Annotated in this window: 16 protein-coding genes; 9 read left to right on the top strand and 7 right to left on the bottom strand. The window is 72.8% G+C overall.

From position 1 onward, the window contains the following. The first annotated feature begins 64 nt into the window (after window positions 1-64). The 3 genes from FB559_RS05565 (at window position 65) to FB559_RS05555 (ending at window position 7058) form a co-directional block, all read left to right on the top strand. A complete protein-coding gene (locus FB559_RS05565; RefSeq protein WP_246121370.1) occupies window positions 65-3214 on the top strand; it encodes an ATP-dependent helicase in 3150 nt (1049 codons plus the stop codon). A 64-nt stretch (window positions 3215-3278) separates the two neighbouring features. Continuing rightward, window positions 3279-6599 carry an ATP-dependent helicase gene (locus FB559_RS05560; RefSeq protein ID WP_141953974.1) on the top strand — a complete coding sequence of 1107 codons (3321 nt, stop codon included), beginning with the start codon at window positions 3279-3281 and terminating at the stop codon, window positions 6597-6599. 207 nt (window positions 6600-6806) lie between these two features. Beyond that, window positions 6807-7058, top strand: coding sequence for a PspC domain-containing protein (locus tag FB559_RS05555; RefSeq protein ID WP_141953972.1), 252 nt, complete (start codon window positions 6807-6809; stop codon window positions 7056-7058). Between the two features lie 136 nt (window positions 7059-7194). Here FB559_RS05555 and FB559_RS05550 read toward each other — a convergent pair whose 3' ends face one another. Genes FB559_RS05550 through FB559_RS05535 form a run of 4 tightly spaced genes read right to left on the bottom strand, consistent with a single transcriptional unit; the run spans window position 7195 to window position 12618 of the window. After that, window positions 7195-8316 carry a type III PLP-dependent enzyme domain-containing protein gene (locus tag FB559_RS05550; RefSeq protein WP_141953970.1) on the bottom strand — a complete coding sequence of 374 codons (1122 nt, stop codon included), beginning with the start codon at window positions 8314-8316 and terminating at the stop codon, window positions 7195-7197. Continuing rightward, a complete protein-coding gene (locus tag FB559_RS05545; RefSeq protein ID WP_141953967.1) occupies window positions 8316-9974 on the bottom strand; it encodes an IucA/IucC family protein in 1659 nt (552 codons plus the stop codon). The genes FB559_RS05550 and FB559_RS05545 overlap by 1 nt, the downstream gene beginning before the upstream one ends. Then, on the bottom strand, window positions 9971-11506 hold the full coding sequence (locus tag FB559_RS05540) for an IucA/IucC family protein (protein ID WP_246121369.1): 1536 nt from the start codon (window positions 11504-11506) through the stop codon (window positions 9971-9973). Before FB559_RS05540 ends, FB559_RS05545 begins: the two co-directional genes overlap by 4 nt. Continuing rightward, complete coding sequence (locus FB559_RS05535; RefSeq protein ID WP_141953965.1) at window positions 11503-12618, bottom strand: ATP-grasp domain-containing protein; 1116 nt, start codon at window positions 12616-12618, stop codon at window positions 11503-11505. Before FB559_RS05535 ends, FB559_RS05540 begins: the two co-directional genes overlap by 4 nt. A 174-nt stretch (window positions 12619-12792) precedes the next feature. Here FB559_RS05535 and FB559_RS05530 point away from each other — a divergent pair, with 174 nt between their 5' ends. Both FB559_RS05530 and FB559_RS05525 read left to right on the top strand, forming a co-directional pair. After that, complete coding sequence (locus FB559_RS05530; RefSeq protein ID WP_246121368.1) at window positions 12793-13596, top strand: ABC transporter ATP-binding protein; 804 nt, start codon at window positions 12793-12795, stop codon at window positions 13594-13596. Then, a complete protein-coding gene (locus FB559_RS05525) occupies window positions 13596-14216 on the top strand; it encodes an HD domain-containing protein (RefSeq protein WP_141953963.1) in 621 nt (206 codons plus the stop codon). Before FB559_RS05530 ends, FB559_RS05525 begins: the two co-directional genes overlap by 1 nt. Here the strand turns inward: FB559_RS05525 and FB559_RS05520 are convergent. Beyond that, window positions 14170-14439: a DUF4031 domain-containing protein gene (locus FB559_RS05520; protein WP_141953961.1), complete on the bottom strand. Its 270-nt coding sequence runs from the start codon at window positions 14437-14439 to the stop codon at window positions 14170-14172. The genes FB559_RS05525 and FB559_RS05520 overlap by 47 nt on opposite strands. A 58-nt stretch (window positions 14440-14497) precedes the next feature. Between FB559_RS05520 and FB559_RS05515 the strand changes: the two genes are divergently transcribed. Further along, window positions 14498-15892, top strand: a complete 1395-nt coding sequence (locus FB559_RS05515; RefSeq protein ID WP_141953959.1) for a dipeptidase — start codon at window positions 14498-14500, stop codon at window positions 15890-15892. A 20-nt stretch (window positions 15893-15912) separates the two neighbouring features. Continuing rightward, window positions 15913-16809: an NAD(+) diphosphatase gene (gene nudC, locus FB559_RS05510; RefSeq protein WP_141953957.1), complete on the top strand. Its 897-nt coding sequence runs from the start codon at window positions 15913-15915 to the stop codon at window positions 16807-16809. 279 nt (window positions 16810-17088) lie between these two features. On the opposite strand, the gene FB559_RS05505 is transcribed toward nudC, so the two are convergent. Continuing rightward, complete coding sequence (locus FB559_RS05505) at window positions 17089-17286, bottom strand: DUF5999 family protein (RefSeq protein ID WP_141953955.1); 198 nt, start codon at window positions 17284-17286, stop codon at window positions 17089-17091. A gap of 280 nt (window positions 17287-17566) precedes the next feature. Between FB559_RS05505 and FB559_RS05500 the strand changes: the two genes are divergently transcribed. Beyond that, entirely contained in the window at window positions 17567-17977 is a 411-nt protein-coding gene (locus FB559_RS05500) for a response regulator (RefSeq protein ID WP_141953953.1), read from the top strand. 30 nt (window positions 17978-18007) lie between these two features. Here the strand turns inward: FB559_RS05500 and FB559_RS05495 are convergent, their stop codons facing one another. Further along, complete coding sequence (locus tag FB559_RS05495; RefSeq protein ID WP_141953950.1) at window positions 18008-18667, bottom strand: response regulator transcription factor; 660 nt, start codon at window positions 18665-18667, stop codon at window positions 18008-18010. A gap of 83 nt (window positions 18668-18750) precedes the next feature. Between FB559_RS05495 and FB559_RS05490 the strand changes: the two genes are divergently transcribed. Further along, window positions 18751-20703 carry a CHASE3 domain-containing protein gene (locus tag FB559_RS05490; protein WP_141953948.1) on the top strand — a complete coding sequence of 651 codons (1953 nt, stop codon included), beginning with the start codon at window positions 18751-18753 and terminating at the stop codon, window positions 20701-20703. The last annotated feature ends 82 nt before the right edge of the window (window positions 20704-20785 follow it).

Raw genomic sequence — 20785 nt, 5'->3', positions numbered from 1 at the left:
TGGCCAGCGCAGCCCCGATGATCTGCTGGAATCGTGTGTTGTGTCAGCAGCGTCCTATCGACTCGTGCGACGCGCCGGACCGGCGCAGGCGACACCGCCCGTGCTCGACGAGCACCAGCGGCGGGTCGTCGCGCACGCGGGCGGGCCGCTGCTGGTCCTGGCCGGGCCTGGCACCGGCAAGACCACGACGATCGTCGAGACCGTCGTGGACCGCATCGAGACGCGTGGTGTCGACCCGGAGCGGATCCTCGTCCTGACCTTCGGCCGCAAGGCCGCCGGCGAGCTGCGCGAGCGCATCACGGGCCGGTTGCGCCGCACCACACGCACGCCGCTGGCGCTCACCTTCCATTCCTACGCGTACGCCCTGCTCAACCGCGAGGCGGCGCTGGCGGGAGAGGCGCCGCCGAGGCTGCTGTCCGGGCCCGAACACCTGCTGGAGGTCCGACGGCTGCTGCAGGGTGAGGTCGCCGACGGCGCCTCCGCGTGGCCCCAGCGCCTGCACGAGACCCTCAAGACGCGGGGGTTCGCCGAGGAGCTGCGCGACTTCATCCTCCGCGCCGGCGAGCGCGGGTTCGGCCCCTCGGACCTGATCAACCTGGGGCGGGCGAACGGCCGCGACGACTGGTACGCCGCGGGCCGATTCCTGCACCGCTACGACGAGCGCTTCGACCTCGACCCGGTCATGGCCTACGACTACGCCGAGCTGATCCGCGCGGCGGCCGGGCTGCTGACCCTGGAGGACGTGCGACGGCGCGAGCGCGCGGCGTACGACGTGATCCTCGTCGACGAGTACCAGGACACCGACCCGGCGCAGGAGCACCTCCTGCGGCAGCTGGCCGGCGGCGGCGCCGACCTCATCGTGGTCGGCGACCCGGACCAGTCGATCTACGGCTTCCGCGGCGCCGACGTCACCGGGATCCTGGAGTTCCCGAGCCGGTTCCGCACGCTCACCGGCGAGGAGGCACCGGTCGTCTCGCTCCGCACCTGCCGCCGGATGACGCCGCCGATCCTGGACGCCTCGCGGCGGGTGGCCGAGCGCCTGCCGATCGGCGGCCTGACGAGCGAGCATCGCGACCTGGCCCCGGCCACCGGCGACGACGAGGACACCCAGGCCGTACGCGTGGTCGTGGCCGACAGCGCCAGCCAGGAGGCGGCGCTCGTCGCCGACGAGCTGCGCCGTGCCCACCTGCTGGAGCACGTCCCCTGGTCGCGGATGGCCGTCCTGGTCCGCTCGGCGGTGCGCCAGGTGCCGACGCTCCGCCGCGCGCTGGCCGCGGCGGGCGTACCCGTCGTCGTGGCCGGCGACGAGGTTCCCCTGGTCAACGAGCCGGGCGCGCGACCGTTCATCGTGTTGCTGCGCGGCGCGCTGCGGCCCGAGCTGCTCGACGAGGAGGCGGCCGAGGAGCTGGTCCTAGGGCCGATCGGCGGCGCCGACGCCCTCGGCCTGCGGCGGCTCCGGCGTGCGCTCCGCGACCTCAACTCCCTGCGGGAGGACGAGCCTGCCGACCGGCTGCTCGTACGCGCGCTGAACGACCCGCGCGAGCTGGTGCTGATCCACCCGAAGGTCCGCGCGCCGGCCGAGCGGGTCGCGCGGCTCGTCGGCCTCGCGCGTGAGGTCACCGAGCGGGGCGGCGACGCCGAGGCCGTGCTGTGGACGGTGTGGCAGGAGAGCGGGCTCGCCGGCCGGCTCCTGGAGCAGAGCATCCGGGGTGGTGCGCGCGGCGCGGCGGCCGACCGCGACCTCGACGCCGTGGTCGCGATGTTCGACATGGCGGCGCGGTTCACCGACCGGCTGCCGCAGGCCGGTCCCCGGCTGTTCCTGGACGACCTGGCCTCGCAGGAGATCCCCGGCGACAGCCTCGCCGAGCAGTCGCCGGACGGCGCCGCCGTCCGCATCCTCACCGCGCACCGCTCCAAGGGCCTGGAGTGGGACGTCGTGATCGTTTCGGGCGTGCAGGAGGGCGTCTGGCCGGACCTGCGGCTGCGCGGGTCGCTGCTGGGCAGCGAGGAGCTGATCGAGTCGGCGACGACGGCGCCGGCTCACGACGGCGACGCGCAGGTGGCGTCCATGGCGGCCAAGCTGCTGGAGGAAGAACGCCGGCTGTTCTACGTCGCGGCGACCCGTGCCCGGCGGCGGCTCATCGTGACCGCGGTCGGTGGTGAGGACGCCGAGGAGCGTCCCTCGCGTTTCCTCCGCGAGCTGCTGCCCGACGCCGCCGAGCACCTCCAGCTCGACGAGCGCACCCGCTGGCTGTCGCTGCGTGCCCTGGTCGCCGACCTGCGTTCGGTGGTGACCGACCCGGAGACCGCGCCACCGCTGCGGCGCACCGCGGCCGGGCACCTCGCCCGGCTCGCCCGCAGCGGCGTGCAGGGCGCCGACCCGCACAGCTGGTACGCCCTGACGGGGCTGTCGCAGGAGGGACCGGCCTTCGCCGAGGACGAGCGGCTCGTCCTGTCGCCCTCACAGGTCGAGACGTTCGAGAAGTGCGGGCTGCGCTGGCTGCTGGCCGCGAGCGTCGGCGCCGAGGACGGCGGCGCGGGGGAGTTCGCCACCATGGGCAAGGTGATCCACGCGGTCGCCGAGCTGGTCGGCGGCGACGAGGCGGCGAGCGACGCGGACATCGCCAAGCGGCTCGATGAGATCTGGGACGACCTGGACTTTCGCAGCGTCTGGTACTCCGCGAAGCAGCGCCGCCAGGCCGAGAAGATGGTCGACAAGTTCATGGAGTGGCACAACCGGCCCGAGGCGCGCGAGGTCGTCTCCGTCGAGGACGCGTTCAACATCGACCTGGGCCGCGTCGTCATCCGCGGCCGGATCGACCGCGCCGAGCGTGACGACGAGGGGCGCGCCTGGATCGTCGACATCAAGACCTCCAGCGTCGCCGTACGCGAGGAGGATCTCGCCCGGCATCCGCAGCTCGGGGTCTACCAGCTCGCCGTGATGCTCGGCGCGTTCGCCGACAAGGGCCTGATCGAGCCCGGGGGGGCGGAGCTGATCCAGGTCGGTAAGGGCGCATACAGCGCACGCGTGCGCATCCAGACCCAGCCTCCGCCGTCCGCGGACGAGGACCCCCAGTGGCCGCGCAAGCTCGTCGACCGGGTGGCCGAGGGGATGGCCAGCCCGTTCTTCGAGGCCCGGCGCGACGACCACTGCCGTACGTGCCCTGTGCAGAGCTGCTGCCCCGCACACGAGAACGGCGGACAGGTCACGTGACCTCCTTCGTCGGGGAGTTGACAACGGTGCTGTGTTCATCGGTTCCCTCGCTACGCTCGCTCACGTGATCAGCCCGCAGGAGCTGGCGCAGCGGCTCGGGGTTCCTGAGCCGACGCCGGACCAGGCGGCGGTCATCCAGGCGCCGCTCGCGCCCATGGCCGTGATCGCGGGGGCGGGGTCCGGCAAGAGCGAGACGATGGCGGCACGCGTCGTCTGGCTGGTGGCGAACGGCCTGATCCGCCCCGAGCGGGTGCTGGGCCTCACGTTCACCCGCAAGGCCGCGGCCGAGCTCTCGGACCGCGTACGCCGGCGCCTCGGGCAGCTGCGCGAGCACGACGACCTCATCGACCCGGAGATCCTCGACGGCGAGCCGACCGTCTCGACGTACCACGCGTACGCCGCGCGGCTGTTCGGCGACCACGCGCTGCGGGCCGCGCTCGAACCGACCATGCGGTTGATCACGCCCGCGGTGGCCTGGCAGATCGCGGCGCGGGTGGTGGACGCCTACGACGGGCCCATGGACGACGTCGAGTGGGCCCCCGACACCGTCACCAAGGCCGTGATCGCGCTGGCCGGCGAGCTCTCGGAGCACCTGCGCACCCCCGACGACGTACGCCGGATCGGCCTGTGGCTCGACGAGCGCTTCGCCGAGGTCAAGAAGCCGACCAAGAAGCACCAGGGGACCGTGCTGGCCGCACGTGCCGTACGCGAGCAGCTCCTGCCCCTGGTGGACGCCTACCAGCGGGCCAAGGCCAAGCGTGAGGTGCTCGACCACGGCGACCAGCTCGCGCTCGCCGCCAGGATCGCCGCGGAGCACCGCGAGGTGGGCGTGATCGAGCGTTCGCGGTACGGCGTGGTGCTGCTCGACGAGTACCAGGACACGAGCCACGCGCAGCTCGTGCTGCTCAAGTCGCTGTTCGGCGGCGGGCATCCGGTCACCGCGGTCGGCGACCCGTGCCAGTCGATCTACGGCTGGCGCGGCGCCAGTGCCGGCAACCTGCTGGGGTTCGTGCGCGACTTTCCCGAGGGCGACCGGGTCGCGCCGATGCGCCAGCTGTCCACGAGCTTCCGCAACGGCGAGCGGATCCTCGATGCGGCCGCCCGTATCCAGGGAGAGCTGCGCGAGGAGGCCAAGGACGTGCCGCGCCTGTGGCCGGGCGCGGACCAGCAGGCGCGTGGCCGCATCGAGTGCGCGATGCTGGAGACGATCGAGGACGAGGCCGAGCGCCTGGCCGAACGCCTCGTCACGCTGCTGCGGCAGCCGGGCGAGATCGCGCCGGACGGCGTGGCCTGGGACCGCACCGGCCGGCACGGAGCGGGCGTACAGCCCTCCGACATCGCGGTGCTGGCCCGCAAGCGGTCACAGTTCCCGCTCATCAGGGCGGCGCTGGAGGCGCGCGGCATCCCGGTCGAGGTCGTCGGCCTCGGTGGCCTGCTGACCGTCCCGGAGGTGCAGGACGTCGTCGCGACGCTCCGCGTGGTGCACGACCCGACGGCGGGGGCGTCGCTGGCCCGGCTGCTCACCGGCCCGCGCTGGCGGCTGGGCCCCCGCGACCTGGTGGCGCTCGGCCGCCGGGCCCGCGAGCTGGCACGCGAGGCCGCGCGCGACGTCCATCCCGACGCCGGCACGCCGCCGGAACGCACGGCCGCCGACCCGCTCCGGCAGGTGGTCGAGGAGCTGAACGACGAGAACGGCAGCCTCGTCGACGCCCTGGACGACCTGGGGGAGGGCGACGCCTACAGCGAGGAGGGGTTCGCGCGGCTGGAACGGTTGCGCGACGAGCTGCGGACCCTCCGCAGGCACGTCGGCCTGGCCCTGCCCGACCTGGTCACCGAGGTCGAGCGCACGCTCGGACTGGACATCGAGGTCGCCTCGCGTACGGGCCTGGACCCGGTGACGGCCCGCGCCGACCTGGACGCGTTCGTCGACGCCGCGGCCTCCTTCGCCGGCGACGCCGAGGACCCGACGCTGGGAGCCTTCCTCGCCTACCTCAGGGCCGCGGAGTCCGAGGAGTTCGGCCTGGAGGCCGGGCGCGTCGGCGAGACCAACAGTGTGAAGATCCTGACCGTGCACGCCGCGAAGGGCCTCGAATGGGAGGTCGTCGCCATCCCCGGGCTGGTCTTCAACCCGACCAAGGAGGGCACGCCCGGCCCGGGCTCGGTCTTCCCGGCACGGCCGCAGAGCTCCTCGCGGTGGACCACGAACGCCCGCACCCTCCCGTACCCCCTGCGCGGCGACCGCGCCGACCTGCCGGGGCTGCCGGGCCTGCAGAAGGACGACATCGAGACGTTCAACGCCGCGACGTCCGAGCGTGACGTACGCGAGGAGCGCCGTCTCGCGTACGTCGCCGTGACGCGTGCCAAGCACCTGCTCATCGCCACCGGCTATCGGTGGGGCACGTCGAGCAGGCCGCTGGGCCCGTCGCCGTTCCTGGCCGAGATCCGGGAGGCGTGCGAGGCCGGCGCGGGCCAGGTCGGCTACTGGGCCGAGGAGCCGATCGGCGAGGAGAACCCCCTCCTGGCCCGGCAGCAGACCGCCACGTGGCCGGTCGCCCCGGGACCATGGCCGGGAGAGGGGGGAGCGGAGGAGGACGAGCGGTACGCCGCGATCGCCGAGGGCGCCCGCATGGTCGAGGACGCCATGCACGGCCGCCCCCGCCGCGGCGCCGCGGCCTACTCCGCGGTCCCGGCCGCCGAACGCGGCCGCGTCTCGGCCTGGGCCCGCGACGTCGAGCTGCTCCTCGCCGAGCGCGACCGGTCCCGCGGCACGGACGGTCTCGCCGTCGACCTGCCGGGCCACCTGTCGGTGTCCTCCCTCGTGTCGCTGGCCCGCGATCCCGCCACGCTCGCCCGCCAGATCCGCCGCCCGCTACCCCGCCCTCCCGCGCCGTACGCACGGCGGGGCACCGCCTTCCACCGCTGGCTGGAGTCACGCTGGGGCCAGCAGCGGCTGCTCGACCTGGACGACCTGCCCGGCGCGTCCGACGACGGCGCCGCGGCGGACGGGCAGCTCGAGGCGCTGCAGGCGGCGTTCGAGGCGAGCGCCTGGGCCGACCGGGAGCCGCACGACATCGAGGTGCCGTTCGAGACGCTGATCGGTGACCGGCTCATCCGCGGCCGGATGGACGCGGTCTTCCGCACCGGTGACGGGGGCTACGAGGTGGTCGACTGGAAGACCGGACGCCCGCCGTCCGGCGACGAGGCGCGTGTGGTGTCCGTGCAGCTCGCCGCCTACCGCCTCGCCTGGGCGCGGCTCACCGGCGTCGACGTCGCCAAGGTCAGCGCCGCGTTCCACTATGTGGCCGCGGACGTGACCGTGCGCCCCGCCGACCTCCTGGACGAGACCGGCCTGGCCGAGCTGCTCGACCGCGTCCCGCAGGGCTGAGCGGCGCCGCCGGGGCACCCGGTGGTCACCACGGCCGTCGCGCCTCTCTTCCGCCGCATGACCGCGCGGCGCCGATCCGGCCGGGCGGCCGACCGGCGACCCTGAGGTGCGCCCTCTCGAGTCGGATGCGGCCCCCAGGGGCGGCTCAGGGTCGTATCAGGGCAGATCCCGATAACGCCGCAGAGGTCCCCCCGGCAGTATCGAGACATGAGCGAAAACACCTCCACCTTCTCGATCCGCCGCGACGATGACGACAAGATGTTCGGCGGTGTCTGCTCCAGCGTGTCCAACCGCCTCGGCGTCGACCCCAATGTCACCAGGATCGCCGCGGCCACCGTGACCTGCCTCACCGGCGGCACCGCGGTGGCCGCCTACGCCGCCGCCTGGATGCTCATCCCCCGTGAGGGCGAGGAGTCCTCCATCGCCCAGAAACTGATCAACAACCGCCGCCGCGGGTGACACGCTCGCGCGCTGATCCCGCGCACCGGAGAGGGCCGTGGCCGGCGGCCCTCACGGTGCGCGTCCGGTAACCGGTGTGGTCGACGAGGACGCCCCGGCCCACCGGCCGGACGATACGCCTCGGCGGTCCTGTCTCTCAGCCGACGTAGTGGACGCCCGGTTTCGGGTGCATCAGGAAGTCGTGATGTGAGATGTTCCAGGCGTAGGCCCCTGCCAGCGCGAACGCCACGATGTCGCCGACCGCGATGCGCTCGACGGCGGCGTTCCGCGCGAGCACGTCCTTGGGCGTGCACAGCTGCCCCACGACCGTGACCGGTCCGTCCACCGCCGCCCCGTCGCCCACCGGGAGCACGGTGAACGGCTGGTCGTGTCCCTTGGCCACCGGGGTGCGCAGATGGTGGGTGCCGCCGCGCAGAACGGCGTAGGACGCTCCGTGCGTCCGCTTCACGTCCAGTACGTCCGTGACGTACCAGCCGCAGTAGGCCGTGACCGCGCGGCCCGGCTCGATCCGCAGGACCTCGCCGGGCCTGCGCAGCGCCGCCAGCCCGGTGCCGTACGCCGCCCAGTCGAAGCGGCGGCCGGGCGCGCAGTAGTCGACCGCCATACCGCCGCCCACGTTGAACTCCGCCGGGCCGTCTACGCCGTCCAGCCATGAACGCCCCCACGCGAGCACCTGGGCCGCCACGTCGAGCAGCGGCACCGCGTCGAGGCCGGACGCGAGATGGGCGTGCACGCCGCGCAGCCGGAGCCACGGCGCGCGCGCCAGCAGGTCGAGGCAGGTCCCCAGCGCCTCGGCGTCCATCCCGAACGGGCCGCTCATCCGCAGTGACGCCCCGGCCGCGGCGAGCGGGAGGTTCACGCGCAGGAGAACGTCCGCCTCGCGGCGGAGCGCGGCGAGGCGGCGCAGCTCGCCCGGCGACTCGACGTGGATCCGGTGGAGGCGGCGGCCCGCGAGCGGAAACGCGGCGTCCAGCTCCTCCGCGGTCTTGCCCGGCCCGCCGAAGGCCACGCGCGCGTCCGGCAGGACCTCGCGAACGTGCGCGAGCTCGCCGCCGGAGGACACCTCGATCCCGTCGACGTACGGCTTGAGCGCCGTGAGGAGCCGCGCGTCGGGGTTGGCCTTGGCCGCGTAGAAGAACTCCGCCGGGACCGCCGCGCGTATCGAGGCGGCGTGCGCGCGCAGGCCGGCCAGGTCGTAGACGTACGCGGGCGGCGCGACGGACAGCGCGCATTCCCGTACGGCCCCGGGCAGCGGCATCAGGCCACCCCCGGACGAGAACCGGGGACCGCGCCGAGGTCGGCGAGGGGGTTCGGCACGGAGACGTAGGCCGCCTCGCGGTCGGGATCGCGGGCCCAGCGGGTGCGCAGGTTGGCCTTTGCCGGCAGCGGGACCCCGGCGAGCAGGGCGCGCAGGCGGGCCGCTCCGCCCGGTACGGCAGGCGTCTCCCCGGCGCAGCGTGCGACGTGGTGGCGGGCCAGGCGCCACAGCTCGCGCTCCAGCGGCGGGCACAGGTCGGCGATCGCGGCGGCGACCTCGGCCAGGTGGTTGACGAACAGGCAGTACACCACGCGGTCCCAGCCGCGTTCGGCGTCGTACGTCATGGCGCCGGCCACGGGTCCGGGCAGCCCGGCCAGGAACGAGGCCCACGGCCGGTGCAGCAGCTTGGTCCCCTCCAGGTCACGGAAGATCGCCTGGATCGGCATGCCGTCGTCGTCGAGGCAGATCAGGACGTTCTGCAGGTGGGGCTCGAGGACGACACCGTGTTCGAGGTACGCGCGCAGCACCGGCGGGGCGACGTGCCGGACGTAGGCGTCCCACCAGGCCAGCAGGTGTTCTGGGGACGCACCGCCGAGCAGCCGGGCGACGGCCGCGCCGCTGCGGGCGTACGGGTCGGCGACGGCGGCGGCGAGCAGGGGCGTGCCCGCGAAGCCGCCGACGCCGTCGCGCACGATGACCCCGAGTCCCTCGTGCAGCCGCGGGTCCGTCAGGGTGACCGTCCGGTAGCCGGGCTCGCCGAGCAGCCCGGCCGAGAGGCCCTCGAAGACCGGCCGCAGGATCCTGGTCAGCGCGACCGCGCCGGGCAGCTCGTACCAGGCGTTCTTGCGCACGCAGTTGGTGATGCGCACGTCGAGGCTGAACTTCAGGAACGCGTCGGGGACGTACACCGTACGCACCGAGGCGGTCGGCACGGCCTCCGGGCCGTACGGCCCGAGGTCGATGATCGCCTCGGACTCCGGCCTCAGCAGCGCGAGCTGCCAGGGGTGGGCGGGCAGCACTCGGTAGCCCGCACGGACCGGCGGGCCGAGCCGGTCCAGCAGGGAGACGTCGCCCTCCTCGGCGATGGCGTCCTCGCGGACCGCGAGCCAGTGCAGCGGGAACCGGCTGCCGGTCTCGGGGGCGTAGCGCGGCCAGTCCGCTCCCTGCCGCGCCTTGGGCGAAGGATGGAACCGGTGCCCGGCGAGGAGCGCCTGCTCGGAGTCCAGGAACGGATCACCGGCCGGCCGCCGCCCCTCACCGATCATGGTCGCGATCGCGTCGTGGCTGGCCGCGACCTGGTCCGCGAACTCGGGGTTGGCCCTGCCGGTCGTCAGCTCCAGCTCGCCGGCGACCAGCTCGGCGAGCCGCTGCCAGCCCAGCGGGCTCCAGCCGTCGCGCAGCTCCTCGACGGGCGTCGCGAGCCTTGGGGTCATCAGCGGCGAGCGGAGCAGCCGGGCCCGCAACATCACGCCGGCGCGGGGGAGGCGCACGACGAGATAGGGCAGGGCCGGCCAGACCTGCCGGCCCGGCGCGCACAGCTCCCGCACCGCGCAGTTGAGCAACGCCAGCGCGGTGATCTCACCCGCGTCGGCTCGTGGCCGTGTCTCCGCAGGGGCGAGGGCGGGCCGCGACGGTGCGGCGTGGGCGAGCGACGTCAATGCGCAGACCTCTTCAGGTAGTTCGGTCCCGGCGGACCGTAGTGCTTGTTGATGTCCTCGGCGCGGGTACGGTCCTTGCCGACGAGCGTCCCCGCGGTGACCATGGCCTTGCCGGGCAGCCGGTCGGCCTCGAGGGTCCGGGCGCGGAGGAAGCCCGAGCCGTCGTGAGCGTCGAGCGCCGCGCCGAGATGATCGCGGATCAGGCCGAGGCCCGTGGCGAGGGGGAGCAGGCCCCGTTCGGCGAGCCCGAAGGCGATCGCCCCCGCGCACAGGTGCACGGTGATCGTGGTGAACACCCGGGCCAGCGCCTCGGGGTCGGAGGTCAGCAGCCGCCGGTCACCGAACTCCGCGGGCTCCGGCGCCCATCGCAGCGTCTCGCGCAGGCGGCGCAGGTCGAGCAGGGCCCCGTCGTTGTCCTTGATCATCAGCCGCAGGGGTTCGCCGGGCACGACCGAGACGTTCTGCTGGTGGGCCTCGAGCGCGATGCCGTACTTCGTCAGGAGCATGACGTTCCAGTCGAACAGCGCGCCGAGATAGCTCCCGAAGAAGGAGGGCACGTCGTCGGTGAGCTCCTCGATGACGTGTCCGCCCTTCTCGGTGCGGGCCAGCAGCGCCGCCACCGGCACTCCCTCGGCCGGCATCCGGCGCAGCAGGTAGCCGCGGAGCGGGTCGTCGGCGTGCCCCCAGGTCTGCTCGTCGGCCAGGAGCACGGGAGATCCCTCCCGCGCGAGTACGGCGCGGAGCACGCGCTCGACGAGGGCGCCGTCGGCGAGCGTGGCCGGCATGATCACCCGGCGGTTCCGCAGGCCCAGGGTGCTCGTCGGCAGCGGCAGTTTGAGCTGCTCATCGGTGCCGACCACCACCGTGCGCATGGACAGGGTGGGCCGGACGGTGACGGCGGGGCCGGTCACCGTGGGCATCAGCCGCGCGGCCAGCGGATGCACCGGGAACACGTCGAGGTCTCCGGGCATCCCGAGGTCGGCCGCCGTGGGCCACCAGGCAGGCCGGTCGCCCCGGCACGTGGAGTGGGGCACCGTGGTCCAGCACAGCCGGAAGGACGGGCCGAACTCGGGCGCGTACGCGAGCAGATCGCGTTCGTCCACTCCGAGGCGGCAGCGCGCGGTGGGATAGACCGGATGGTCGACGGTCGCGGCGAGCGCCTCGTAGCGGGCGATGCCGTGCGGCCGTGGCGTCACCGCGTCGTACAGCCGCAGACTGCGGAGCGCCTCACGGCACTCGCGCTCGAAGGCGGTGACGTCGTCGCGGGGGTCGGCCAGCGCCCGCACCGCGGCGAGCACCTCATCCAGGGTGAGCACGTCGTCCACGACCAGGTCGGCCAGGAACCCCGGATACCGCCCCGCCCCGGACGGCTCGCGGGTCAGCCGGACGACGCGCCCCCCGGGCAGCGCCAGGACCTCACCCGAGACACGGCCCGACAGGCCGCCGTAGTCCTCGCGGACCAATGCGTCGAGGACCCGCGCGGCGAGGTAGGTCTCGCGGCCGGCCCGCACCGTCGCGGCGTCACCGGTCAAGGGATGATCTCCCAGGTGTGCCCGGCGCGGAATCCGCGGATCGCCGCCTCGACGCCCGCGGCGTCGGAGCCGACAGCCCGGATCATGCCGACGTAGTCGCGGTTGGTACGGGTCAGCTCGATCGTGTCACCGGCCGTACGGACCGGCCAGTAGGCGAGCCGCACACCGCCGGTCTCGTACTCCTGCCGCGGGGGAGCCGCGGCGAGTGTGCCGGACCGCTCGGCGATCACCGAGTCGACCGTGGCGTGGCCGGGGGCGGACGGGACCGGCGGAACCGGCTCGCCGAGGTGCGCGCGCAGCACCCATTCGAAGATCGGCACCCCCAGCAGGTCGGCGAGCAGGAAGTCGCAGTGGTCGCCGATGATCCGGTAGTTGACCTCCACGATCCGGGCGCGGCCCTCGTGGACGACGTACTCCGTGTGACACGCGCCGAAGCCGACGCCCAGCGTCCGCAGCCCGGCCAGCACCTCCTCCGCGCAGGGCGGCAGGGTCCAGTCGAGGCGTTCCTCGACGAAGTGGGGCGGAGCCGAGACCGTCGTACGGAATCCCCCGATGACCTGGCCGTTCAGGGTCTCCAGGGTGTGCAGCCGGCCGGGGAGGTACTCCTCGGCGACGAGCGCCTCGTGGCGCCGGGCCCAGATCTCCCGGCAGCGGGCGGCGAGCTCGGTCGCGTCGCCGACCAGGAAGACGTCCTCGCTGGCCACGCCCTCGCGCGGCTTGACGACGAGGGGGTACGGCGCGCCCTCGGGCGGCTTGTCGCCGGGCAGCAGCTCGGCCGCGTACACCCCGCGGAGCGTCCGGCGCATGAGGGCCTTGTTCTTGGTGCGCAGTGCGGCTCGCCAGTCCTTGCACGGGAGCCCGAAATAGTCGGCGGCCAGTGCGGCCGGCGCCTGGAGATGGTCGCTGTTGGAGAAGATCGCCGCGGGCGTGTCCGCGTCGCGCGCGACGGCGGCGATGATCGAGCGGAAGTCCGTGACGTCACAGCGCACGGTCTCCACCGGCCACGCGCGGTCGGTGAGCAGGGTGACGTCGAGACCGAGCGCGGCGGCCGCCGGGAGGAACCCGTGCGTCACCGAGTCGGTCTGCTTGCCGGCCACGATGTAGAGCCGCACGAGTCCCCCGCATGGTGAGGTAGGTAAGGCTTACCTAAGCCAAGGGTGACCATAGTGGCCCGGCCCCATGGCGCCACGCAACCAACGGGTCACGCGCGTGTCTTGGAGCCCACGCGGGCAGGCGCGCGGTAGCGCGGTCCTGTCCGCGCGGGCTCTTGGGTAGCCTGGCCCGCGATGAGCATCGCGATGACCACCGAGCCGCCGGCCGTGCTGCGCACGCAGGATGTCCGGTTCGTACGCGAGCGCCGGGCGCTGCTCGACGACGTGTCCCTCACCGTGTGCGAGGGCGAGCACTGGGCGCTGCTCGGCGCCAACGGCGCCGGAAAGTCCACCCTGCTCAGCCTGCTCGGCGCCTACCAGCACCCGACGAGCGGGGAGGTCCACATCCTGGGCCACCGCCTCGGCCGCGTGGACGTACGCGAGCTGCGCGCCTGGATCGGGCACGTCAACCCGAGTCATCCGCTCCGTTCCGCCCGCACCGTCCACGAGATCGTCCTCACCGGCCTCACCGGCAGCATCGAGCTGGTCCCGCACTGGAAGCCCGAGCCGGAGGAGCTGGACCGCGCCGAGGAGCTCATCGAGCTGCTCGGGCTGGTCTCGCACCGTGACGCCCGCTGGCCCACGCTGTCGCACGGCGAGCGCGGCCGTACGCTCATCGCCCGCGCCCTTATGCCGCGGCCCCGGCTGCTCCTGCTCGACGAGCCCGCCACCGGCCTGGACGTCGCCGCCCGCGAGCGGCTGCTGACCTCCATCGACCTGCTGCGGCGCGCCCAGCCGTCGCTGACCAGCATGCTCGTCACCCACCACCTGGAAGAGCTCCCGGCCAGCACCACCCACGCGATGCTGCTGCGGGACGGACGGGTGCTCGCCTCAGGGGCCGTCGACGGTGTCCTGACCACCGAACTGATCAGTGCCTGCTTCGACCACCCGATCACCATCGAGAAGGCCGCAGGCCGCTGGACCGCGAGGGCCGCCTGATGGAACTCCTGAGCCGCTGGCCGGGCCCGGAGGCGATCGGCACGGACCTCCTGCGCCGCTACGGCGAGCCGCACCGCCGCTACCACACCACCGAGCATCTCGCCGAGGTGCTCGACCGCGTCGACGAGCTGGCCGCCGAGGCAGGTGACGTCGACGCCGTACGCCTGGCGGCCTGGTTCCACGACGCGATCTATGACCCGTCGCGCGGCGACAACGAGGAGCGCAGCGCGGTCCTGGCCGAGCGGATGCTCGCCGACACCGACCTGCCGGCGGGGACCGTCGCCGAGGTCGCCCGCCTGGTCCGGCTGACCACGACGCACGACCCGCGCGACGGCGACCGCGACGGCGCCGTCCTGTGCGACGCGGACCTGGCCGTCCTGGCCGCGTCCCCGGACCGCTACGCGAGCTACGCCGCCGCCGTACGTGAGGAGTACGCCGCGGTGCCGGACGAGGCGTTCCGCGCGGGCCGCGCGGACATCCTGGAGAGCCTGCTGGGGCTGCCGGCGCTGTTCCGTACGGCCCCCGCACGGGAGCGGTGGGAGGCCGTCGCCCGGCACAACCTCCGGACCGAGCTCATGCTCCTGGGGCGTGCTTCCGGCGGCGCAGACCCGCGCGGATGAGCCGCGCCACCAGCTCCTGGGAGCCGATCGGCTCCGCGCCCAGGCGCAGGGCCGGCTGGTACAGGTCGGACGGCACGTCGTAGTGGTCCCGTTCGAACGCGCGCGGCGGCATTCCGAGGCGTTCGGCGAAGTCGTGCAGCTCCGCGAACGAGGTGTCGCTGACCATGTGGGACCACAACCGTCCGCGGGCGGGCCAGAGGGGGCGGTCGATGAAGACGGTCACCGCATTAGAGTGCCAGAGGCAGATCCGAGGCCTGACCAGCCCGCGAGGAAGCGGTTCAATGGACGTACGCGAATACATCGACGCCAACGCGAGCGGCTTCTTCGCCGCGCTGAAGGAATGGCTGGCGATCCCGTCGATCTCCGGTGATCCCGAGCGCCGCGACGACGTACGGCGCTCCGCCGTCTGGCTCGAGGCCCATCTTCGCGAGACCGGGTTCCCGGTCGTGGAGATCTGGGAGACCGGCACCGCGGACGAGCCGGGCCTGCCCACGGTGTTCGCCGAGTGGCCGGCCGAGGACCCGGCCGCGCCGACCGTGGTCGTGTACGGCCACCACGACGTACAGCCGGTCGAGCCCCTCGCCGAATGGGCCACCGATCCGTTCTCGCCGGTCGAACGCGGCGACCGGCTCGTCGGCCGCGGCGCGTCCGACGACAAAGGGCAGATCTTCTTCCACACACTCGGTGTGAGGGCCGGGCTCGCCGCGAGCGGCGGGACCGCGCCGCCCGTAACAATCAAGATGCTGGTCGAGGGCGAGGAGGAGTCCGGATCGACCCATTTCGCGGATCTGCTCCGGGAGCGCCGGGACCGGCTGGCCTGCGACGCCATCGTGATCAGCGACACGACCATGTGGGCGGCGGACGTCCCGTCCATGTGCACCGGCATGCGAGGCCTCACCGAGGCCGAGGTCTCGATGTACGGGCCGTCCTCTGACCTGCACTCGGGCTCCTTCGGCGGCGCGGTGCCCAACCCGTTGCACGCCATGACGCGGCTCCTCGCCGGCCTGCACGACGAGCAAAACCGCGTCACGCTCAAGGGCTTCTACGACGGCGTGATCGAGCTCACGGACCAGGAACGCGACTCCTTCGCGCGCCTGCCCTTCGACGAGGCCGAGTGGCTCGCGACGGCCGGCGGCAGCCGCGCGGCGTTCGGCGAGGAGGGCTACACCACGCTGGAGCGCGTCTGGGCGCGCCCGACCGCCGAGATCAACGGCATGTGGGGCGGCCACACCGGCCCCGGCGGCAAGACGATCGTGCCGCGCGAGGCGCACGCCAAGGTGTCGTTCCGGCTGGTCGCCGGGCAGGATCCGCAGGCGGTGCAGCAGGCGTTCGAGGCGTACGTGGCCGAGCACGCTCCGCCCGGCATCAGGGCCGAGGTGCACGTCACCGGGGCCGGGGTCCGGCCGTGCTTCTCGCCGATCGACTCACCCGGCGTGCTGGCGGCCCGGCGGGCGATGGAGCGCGTGTTCGGCAAGGAGGTGCTGTTCACCCGCGAGGGCGGCAGCGGCCCCGAGGCCGACCTCGCCGACATCCTGGAGGCACCGCTGGTGTTCGTGGCGGTCGGCCTGGACGAGGACCGGATCCACGCCCCCAACGAGAAGGTCGAGATGCCGCTGCTGCTCAGGGGCGCCGAGGTCGCGGCGTATCTCTGGGACGAGTTCGCCGGTCGGCGCTAGACCGGTGGGAAGGGTGCTCCGTGACTGAAACCACGCTCGACTGGCTGGCGCTCTCCCGTGGGGCGCTCGACCGCGTCGGCGAACGCCGTCGCGACGACGCCTGGCTCACCGAGGCGTGGGCCGACGCCCGTACGCGGGCCTTCGCGATCGACCACGGAAAGGTGCTGATCCGTCCGGATCCCGCCCTGGTGCTGCTCGGCCCGGACCAGGCCCCCGAAGGTGAGCGCTACCTGCTGGGCGTCGACGAGGACGGAGTCGCCTACTTCGCGGTGGCCGCGCCGCTGCCCGCCATCGAGGGGACCGAGCCCGCCGGCCTGCGCGGGGTCGGCGCGCTGCTCAGCGACCGTGACGCCGGGCTGCTCACGCAGGCGGTCGCCCTGCAGAACTGGCACGAGACCCACGCGTACTGCCCCCGCCACGGCGCGCCGACGACCCCCGCGTCCGCGGGCCATACCCGGGTCTGCCCGGTGGACGGCGCGGAGCAGTTTCCGCGTACGGACCCCGCGGTGATCATGCTGGTGCACGACGACGAGCGGATGCTGCTGGCCAGCAGCGCGAACTGGCCGATGCGGCGGGCCTCGGTCCTCGCGGGGTTCGTGGAGGTGGGCGAGTCACTCGAGCAGGCCGTCGCCCGTGAGGTGTACGAAGAGGTCGGGATCCGCGTCCACGACTGCCGCTACCTCGGCAGTCAGCCGTGGCCGCTGCCCCGCAGTCTCATGCTGGGCTTCTTCGCCCGCGCCGAGGAGGGGCAGGAGCTGCGCGTGGACGGTGAGGAGATCATGAGCGCCCGCTGGTACACCCGCGCGGAGCTTCTCGCCGCCACCGAGTCCGGCGAGCTGCTCCTGCCAGGCCGGATCTCCATCGCGCGGCAGCTGATCGAACGCTGGTACGGCGGCGAGCTGCCCGGTGATTGGTGACGAGCAGCTCGCCGCCGCCTGGCGGGGAGATGGGGGACTCTGCCGTGCGGCCTGTCGACGGGGGCCATCGTCGCCAGACCGCACGGCGGTCCTTCGGCTCGGGGGTGAGCCGACGGCGGGGGCCGGGGTTCACACGGGGCCGATGGGGTGTCTCAGTAGGGCAGTAGCCGTCCGGATGGGGTCCGGAGGTCGAGCTCGGGGAGCGGGTTGGCAGGCGGCCTGCTGACCTTGATACGGATGCGACGCATGGGGTCGATCCTTACGCTCGAAATTAAGAAATCAAGCGGCGAGCGTGAGCGGGCGGGCTCTGTGGGGTGAGATGGTGTGCCCGTCCGGGAACAGCTCGCCGGTGTCATCGAAGACCACGACACCGTTGCAGAGCAGGCTCCATCCCTGCTCAGGGTGCGCGGAGATGACGCGTGCGGCAATGTGATCCTCCGCGGTGGCCGCGGGGCAGTGCGGGCAGTGCTGGCACATGACGTCTTCTCCTCTCCCAGCTGGTTCGGGTTATGTATCCACCATCGCGCCTTCGGCGTCCCCCGTCTGCGCCGCCAGCACCCATCCTGCTGTCATGCCAGCGGCACCGGGCACCCCCCTGCTAGCCGGTACACCGGTGCTTCCACCGGGTCAGAGGTGCCCGAAGATGGTCTTTGACCTGCGCTCTTGCGGGCCCCCGGTTGGCGCCCTGTCAGCCGGAACGTCTATATTCCGGGTAGCGGCAATGCGTATTCGGCCATCGATTCGCCAGACTGGGGCAATGGACATGCGCTGTCTGATCGTTGACGACAACGACCGCTTCCTCGAGACCGCTCGCGGCGTTCTCGAGCGCGACGGGATCGTTGTGGTCGGCGTGGCCTCGGACAGCGAGCACGCCCGTGACCTCATCGACGAGCTCCGCCCCGACGTCGCGCTCATCGACGTCTGTCTGGGCGACGAGTGCGGGGTCGCGCTGGCCGACCAGATCGTCGAGAAGGCGCCGTCGAAACCGGCCGTGATCTTGATTTCGACCTATCCCGAGGACGACTTCGCCGACATCGTCACGGGCAGCGCCGCTCTCGGCTTCCTGCCGAAGTCGGAGCTGTCGGGCCCGGCGGTCCGAAAGATCGTCGGCGAGCGGTCCGGTGAGCCCGGTGACGTCGGCGGGCACGCCTCCGCCCACCACTGCTAGCCGCCCCTATTCCCTGACCGAGCGTGACCGCTAACGGTTGTCCAGGAACGTGATCACGGCGAGGACCCGGCGGTGATCGTCCTCGGTCTCCGGCAGCTGCATCCGCGCGAGGATGCTCCGCACGTGCTTCTCCACGGTGCCCTCGGTGATCCACAGCCGGTTGGCGATGCCGGCGTTCGACCGGCCCTCGGCCATCAGCGCGAGCACCTCGCGCTCGCGCTCGGTGAGGCCCTCCAGCGGATCGTCCTTGTGCCGGGCGGTCAGGAGCTCCTGGACGAGCCCGGGGTCCACGACAGAGCCGCCCTGGGCGATCCGCTCGACCGTCTCGATGAACTCGCTCACCTCGGTCACCCGGCTTTTCAGCAGGTAGCCGACACGCTGGCCGGCGGCGAGCAACTCTGTCGCCTGTTCGACCTCGACGTGCGCCGACAGCAGGAGAATGCCGATCGCGGGGAACTCGGCGCGGATGATCTGGGCCGCGTCCAGCCCCTCGGTCTCGTACGCGGGGGGCATGCGGATATCGACGATGGCGACGTCGGGCTGGTGCGCGCGAACAGCGGCGATGAGCTCCTCCCCATCGCCCGCCTGCGCCACGATCTCGAACCCCGACCGCTCCAGCAGGCTTGCCAGCCCGGCGCGAAGCAGGACGTCATCTTCGGCCAGAGCCAGTCGCGCTCTACGTTCGACCATCACTCTCCTCCGCACGTAGAGTGATTCCACACCAACCCTAATCTCATTATCGGCCAGTCTCTCCTGGTCGAGAGGAACGAGCAGTGACCAGATGGGCGTCACGCCGCTCGCAGCTGCGGGTCGACGCTCCACGGGGACTGAGCCGACGGTTGGTCATCGCGAGTGCCCTGCTGGCGCTGCTGATGACCGCCACGTTCTTGATCCTTTTTGGAGCGATCACCCGGCTGCGCGACGCGGCGGCACTGACGGGCCGGTCGGAGGAGGTCCTCGCCTCCTCCAGCCGGCTCGAACGTCTCATCGTGGACCTCGAAACGGGCGAACGCGGCTACATCATCACCAAAGATCCGACATTCCTGACGCCTTGGGAGACGGCACGAGCCGCGGTTCCCCAAGAGGCGGCGGAGTTCCGCCGGCTCGGCACGAAGATCGGCGGGGAGCAGGGAAAGCGGGCCGGCCAGATCTCGTCGGCCGTGACGTCCTACCTCCAGGACTTCTCCGTACCGCTCGTGACGAAGGTCCAGCGGCAACCGGGGGTCAGCGCGGCGGCCTCGGTCGCGGACGGGCAGCGGCGTGTCGACCGGATCCGGACCGATTTCGACCAGTTCATGGGGGTACAGCGCAGGCTCACCTCCCGCTACGAACAGCACTCCCTGGAGGCGTCCCGGCGGGCCATGGCGATGGCCGGCATCGCGGCGGTGGCCTCGTTCGTGCTGGTCTTCGTCTTCACCTCGTACCTGACGCGCGCGCTGGTACGCCCCGTGCGCCGCGCGTCGATCATGGCCGCCGACCTGGCCCGTGGTGAGCTGGGCGTCCGGATGCCCGAGACCTCGCTGGGCGAGATCGGCGTGCTCGAACAGGCCTTCAACACCATGGCGCGCTCCCTGGAGATGAGCCACGACAAGCTCCGCAGGGTCGCCGACGAACAGGCGGCCCTGCGCCGCGTGGCGACCCTCGTGGCGCGCGCGGTCTCCCCGCACGAGGTCTTCGAGGCGGTCGCCGCCGAGCTGGGCCGCATCCTGGCCGCCGACTTCATCGTGGTCAACCGCTTCGAGCCCGACCGGATGGAGACCGTGGTCGGCTCCTGGAAGGCCGAGAAGAACCCCGAGGCGGCACCGCCCACGGGCTCCTGCTGGTCGCTGGAGGGCCGGAGTCTTGAGTCGTCGGTGGAGCGGACCGGGCGTCCGGCGCGCGTGACCGACTACCAGCGCGCCACCAGCGGCATCGGCGTGTGGGCGCGGACGCGCGGAGTCAGGTGCGGCGCGGGGAGCCCGGTCGTGGTCGAGGGCCGTCTGTGGGGCGTGATGATCGCCTTCTCGATGAGCGAAGATCCGCAGCCGGAGGGGATCGAGGTCCGCATGACCGAGTACACCGAACTCGTCGGCACGGCGATCGCCAACGCCGAGAGCCGGGCCAAGCTCACGGCCGCCCGCGCCCGCCTCGTGTCGGCCTCCGACGAGACCCGGCGCCGGATCGAGCGCGACCTGCACGACGGCGCCCAGCAGCGCCTCGTCTCGCTCGGGCTCGAACTCCGCGCCGCTGAGGGCTCCATCCCCGACGGCCACGACGTTCTGCGGCAACGGGTGGCCAAGACCGCCTCGGGCCTGTCCGGCGTCCTGGAGGACCTGCAGGAGATCTCCCGGGGTCTGCATCCGGCGATCCTGTCCCGCGGCGGCCTCCACCCCGCCATCAAGGCGCTCGCCCGGCGGTCCGTGGTCCCCGTCGAGCTCGACCTGCACGTCGCCCGGCGCCTGGACGAGCGGCTCGAGGTGGCCGTCTACTACATCGTGGCGGAGGCGATGACGAACGCCACCAACCACGTGGACGCCTCGGTCGTACGGATCCACCTGCACCTGGACGAGGACGTGATCCAGATGGCGGTCGAGGACGACGGGGTCGGTGGCGCCGCCGTCGGCGGGGGATCGGGCCTCATCGGCCTCAAGGACCGCGTCGAGGCGCTCGGCGGCACGATCGACGTACGGAGCCCGAGCGGCAAGGGCACCTCGCTCCAGGTACGGATCCCGACCTGGACCGCTTAGGGCGGTCTGTCCTCCTGCCGTCGTGTATCGGACACGCCCTGGACCCCCGATTGCGGGTATGAGCCGGTCCGCAAGGGGTGGC

This window comes from Actinoallomurus bryophytorum, from assembly GCF_006716425.1.
Taxonomy (GTDB): domain Bacteria; phylum Actinomycetota; class Actinomycetes; order Streptosporangiales; family Streptosporangiaceae; genus Actinoallomurus; species Actinoallomurus bryophytorum.
The sequence above is the reverse complement of the archived record's forward strand: the minus strand, read 5'-3'. Positions and strand labels throughout refer to the sequence as shown.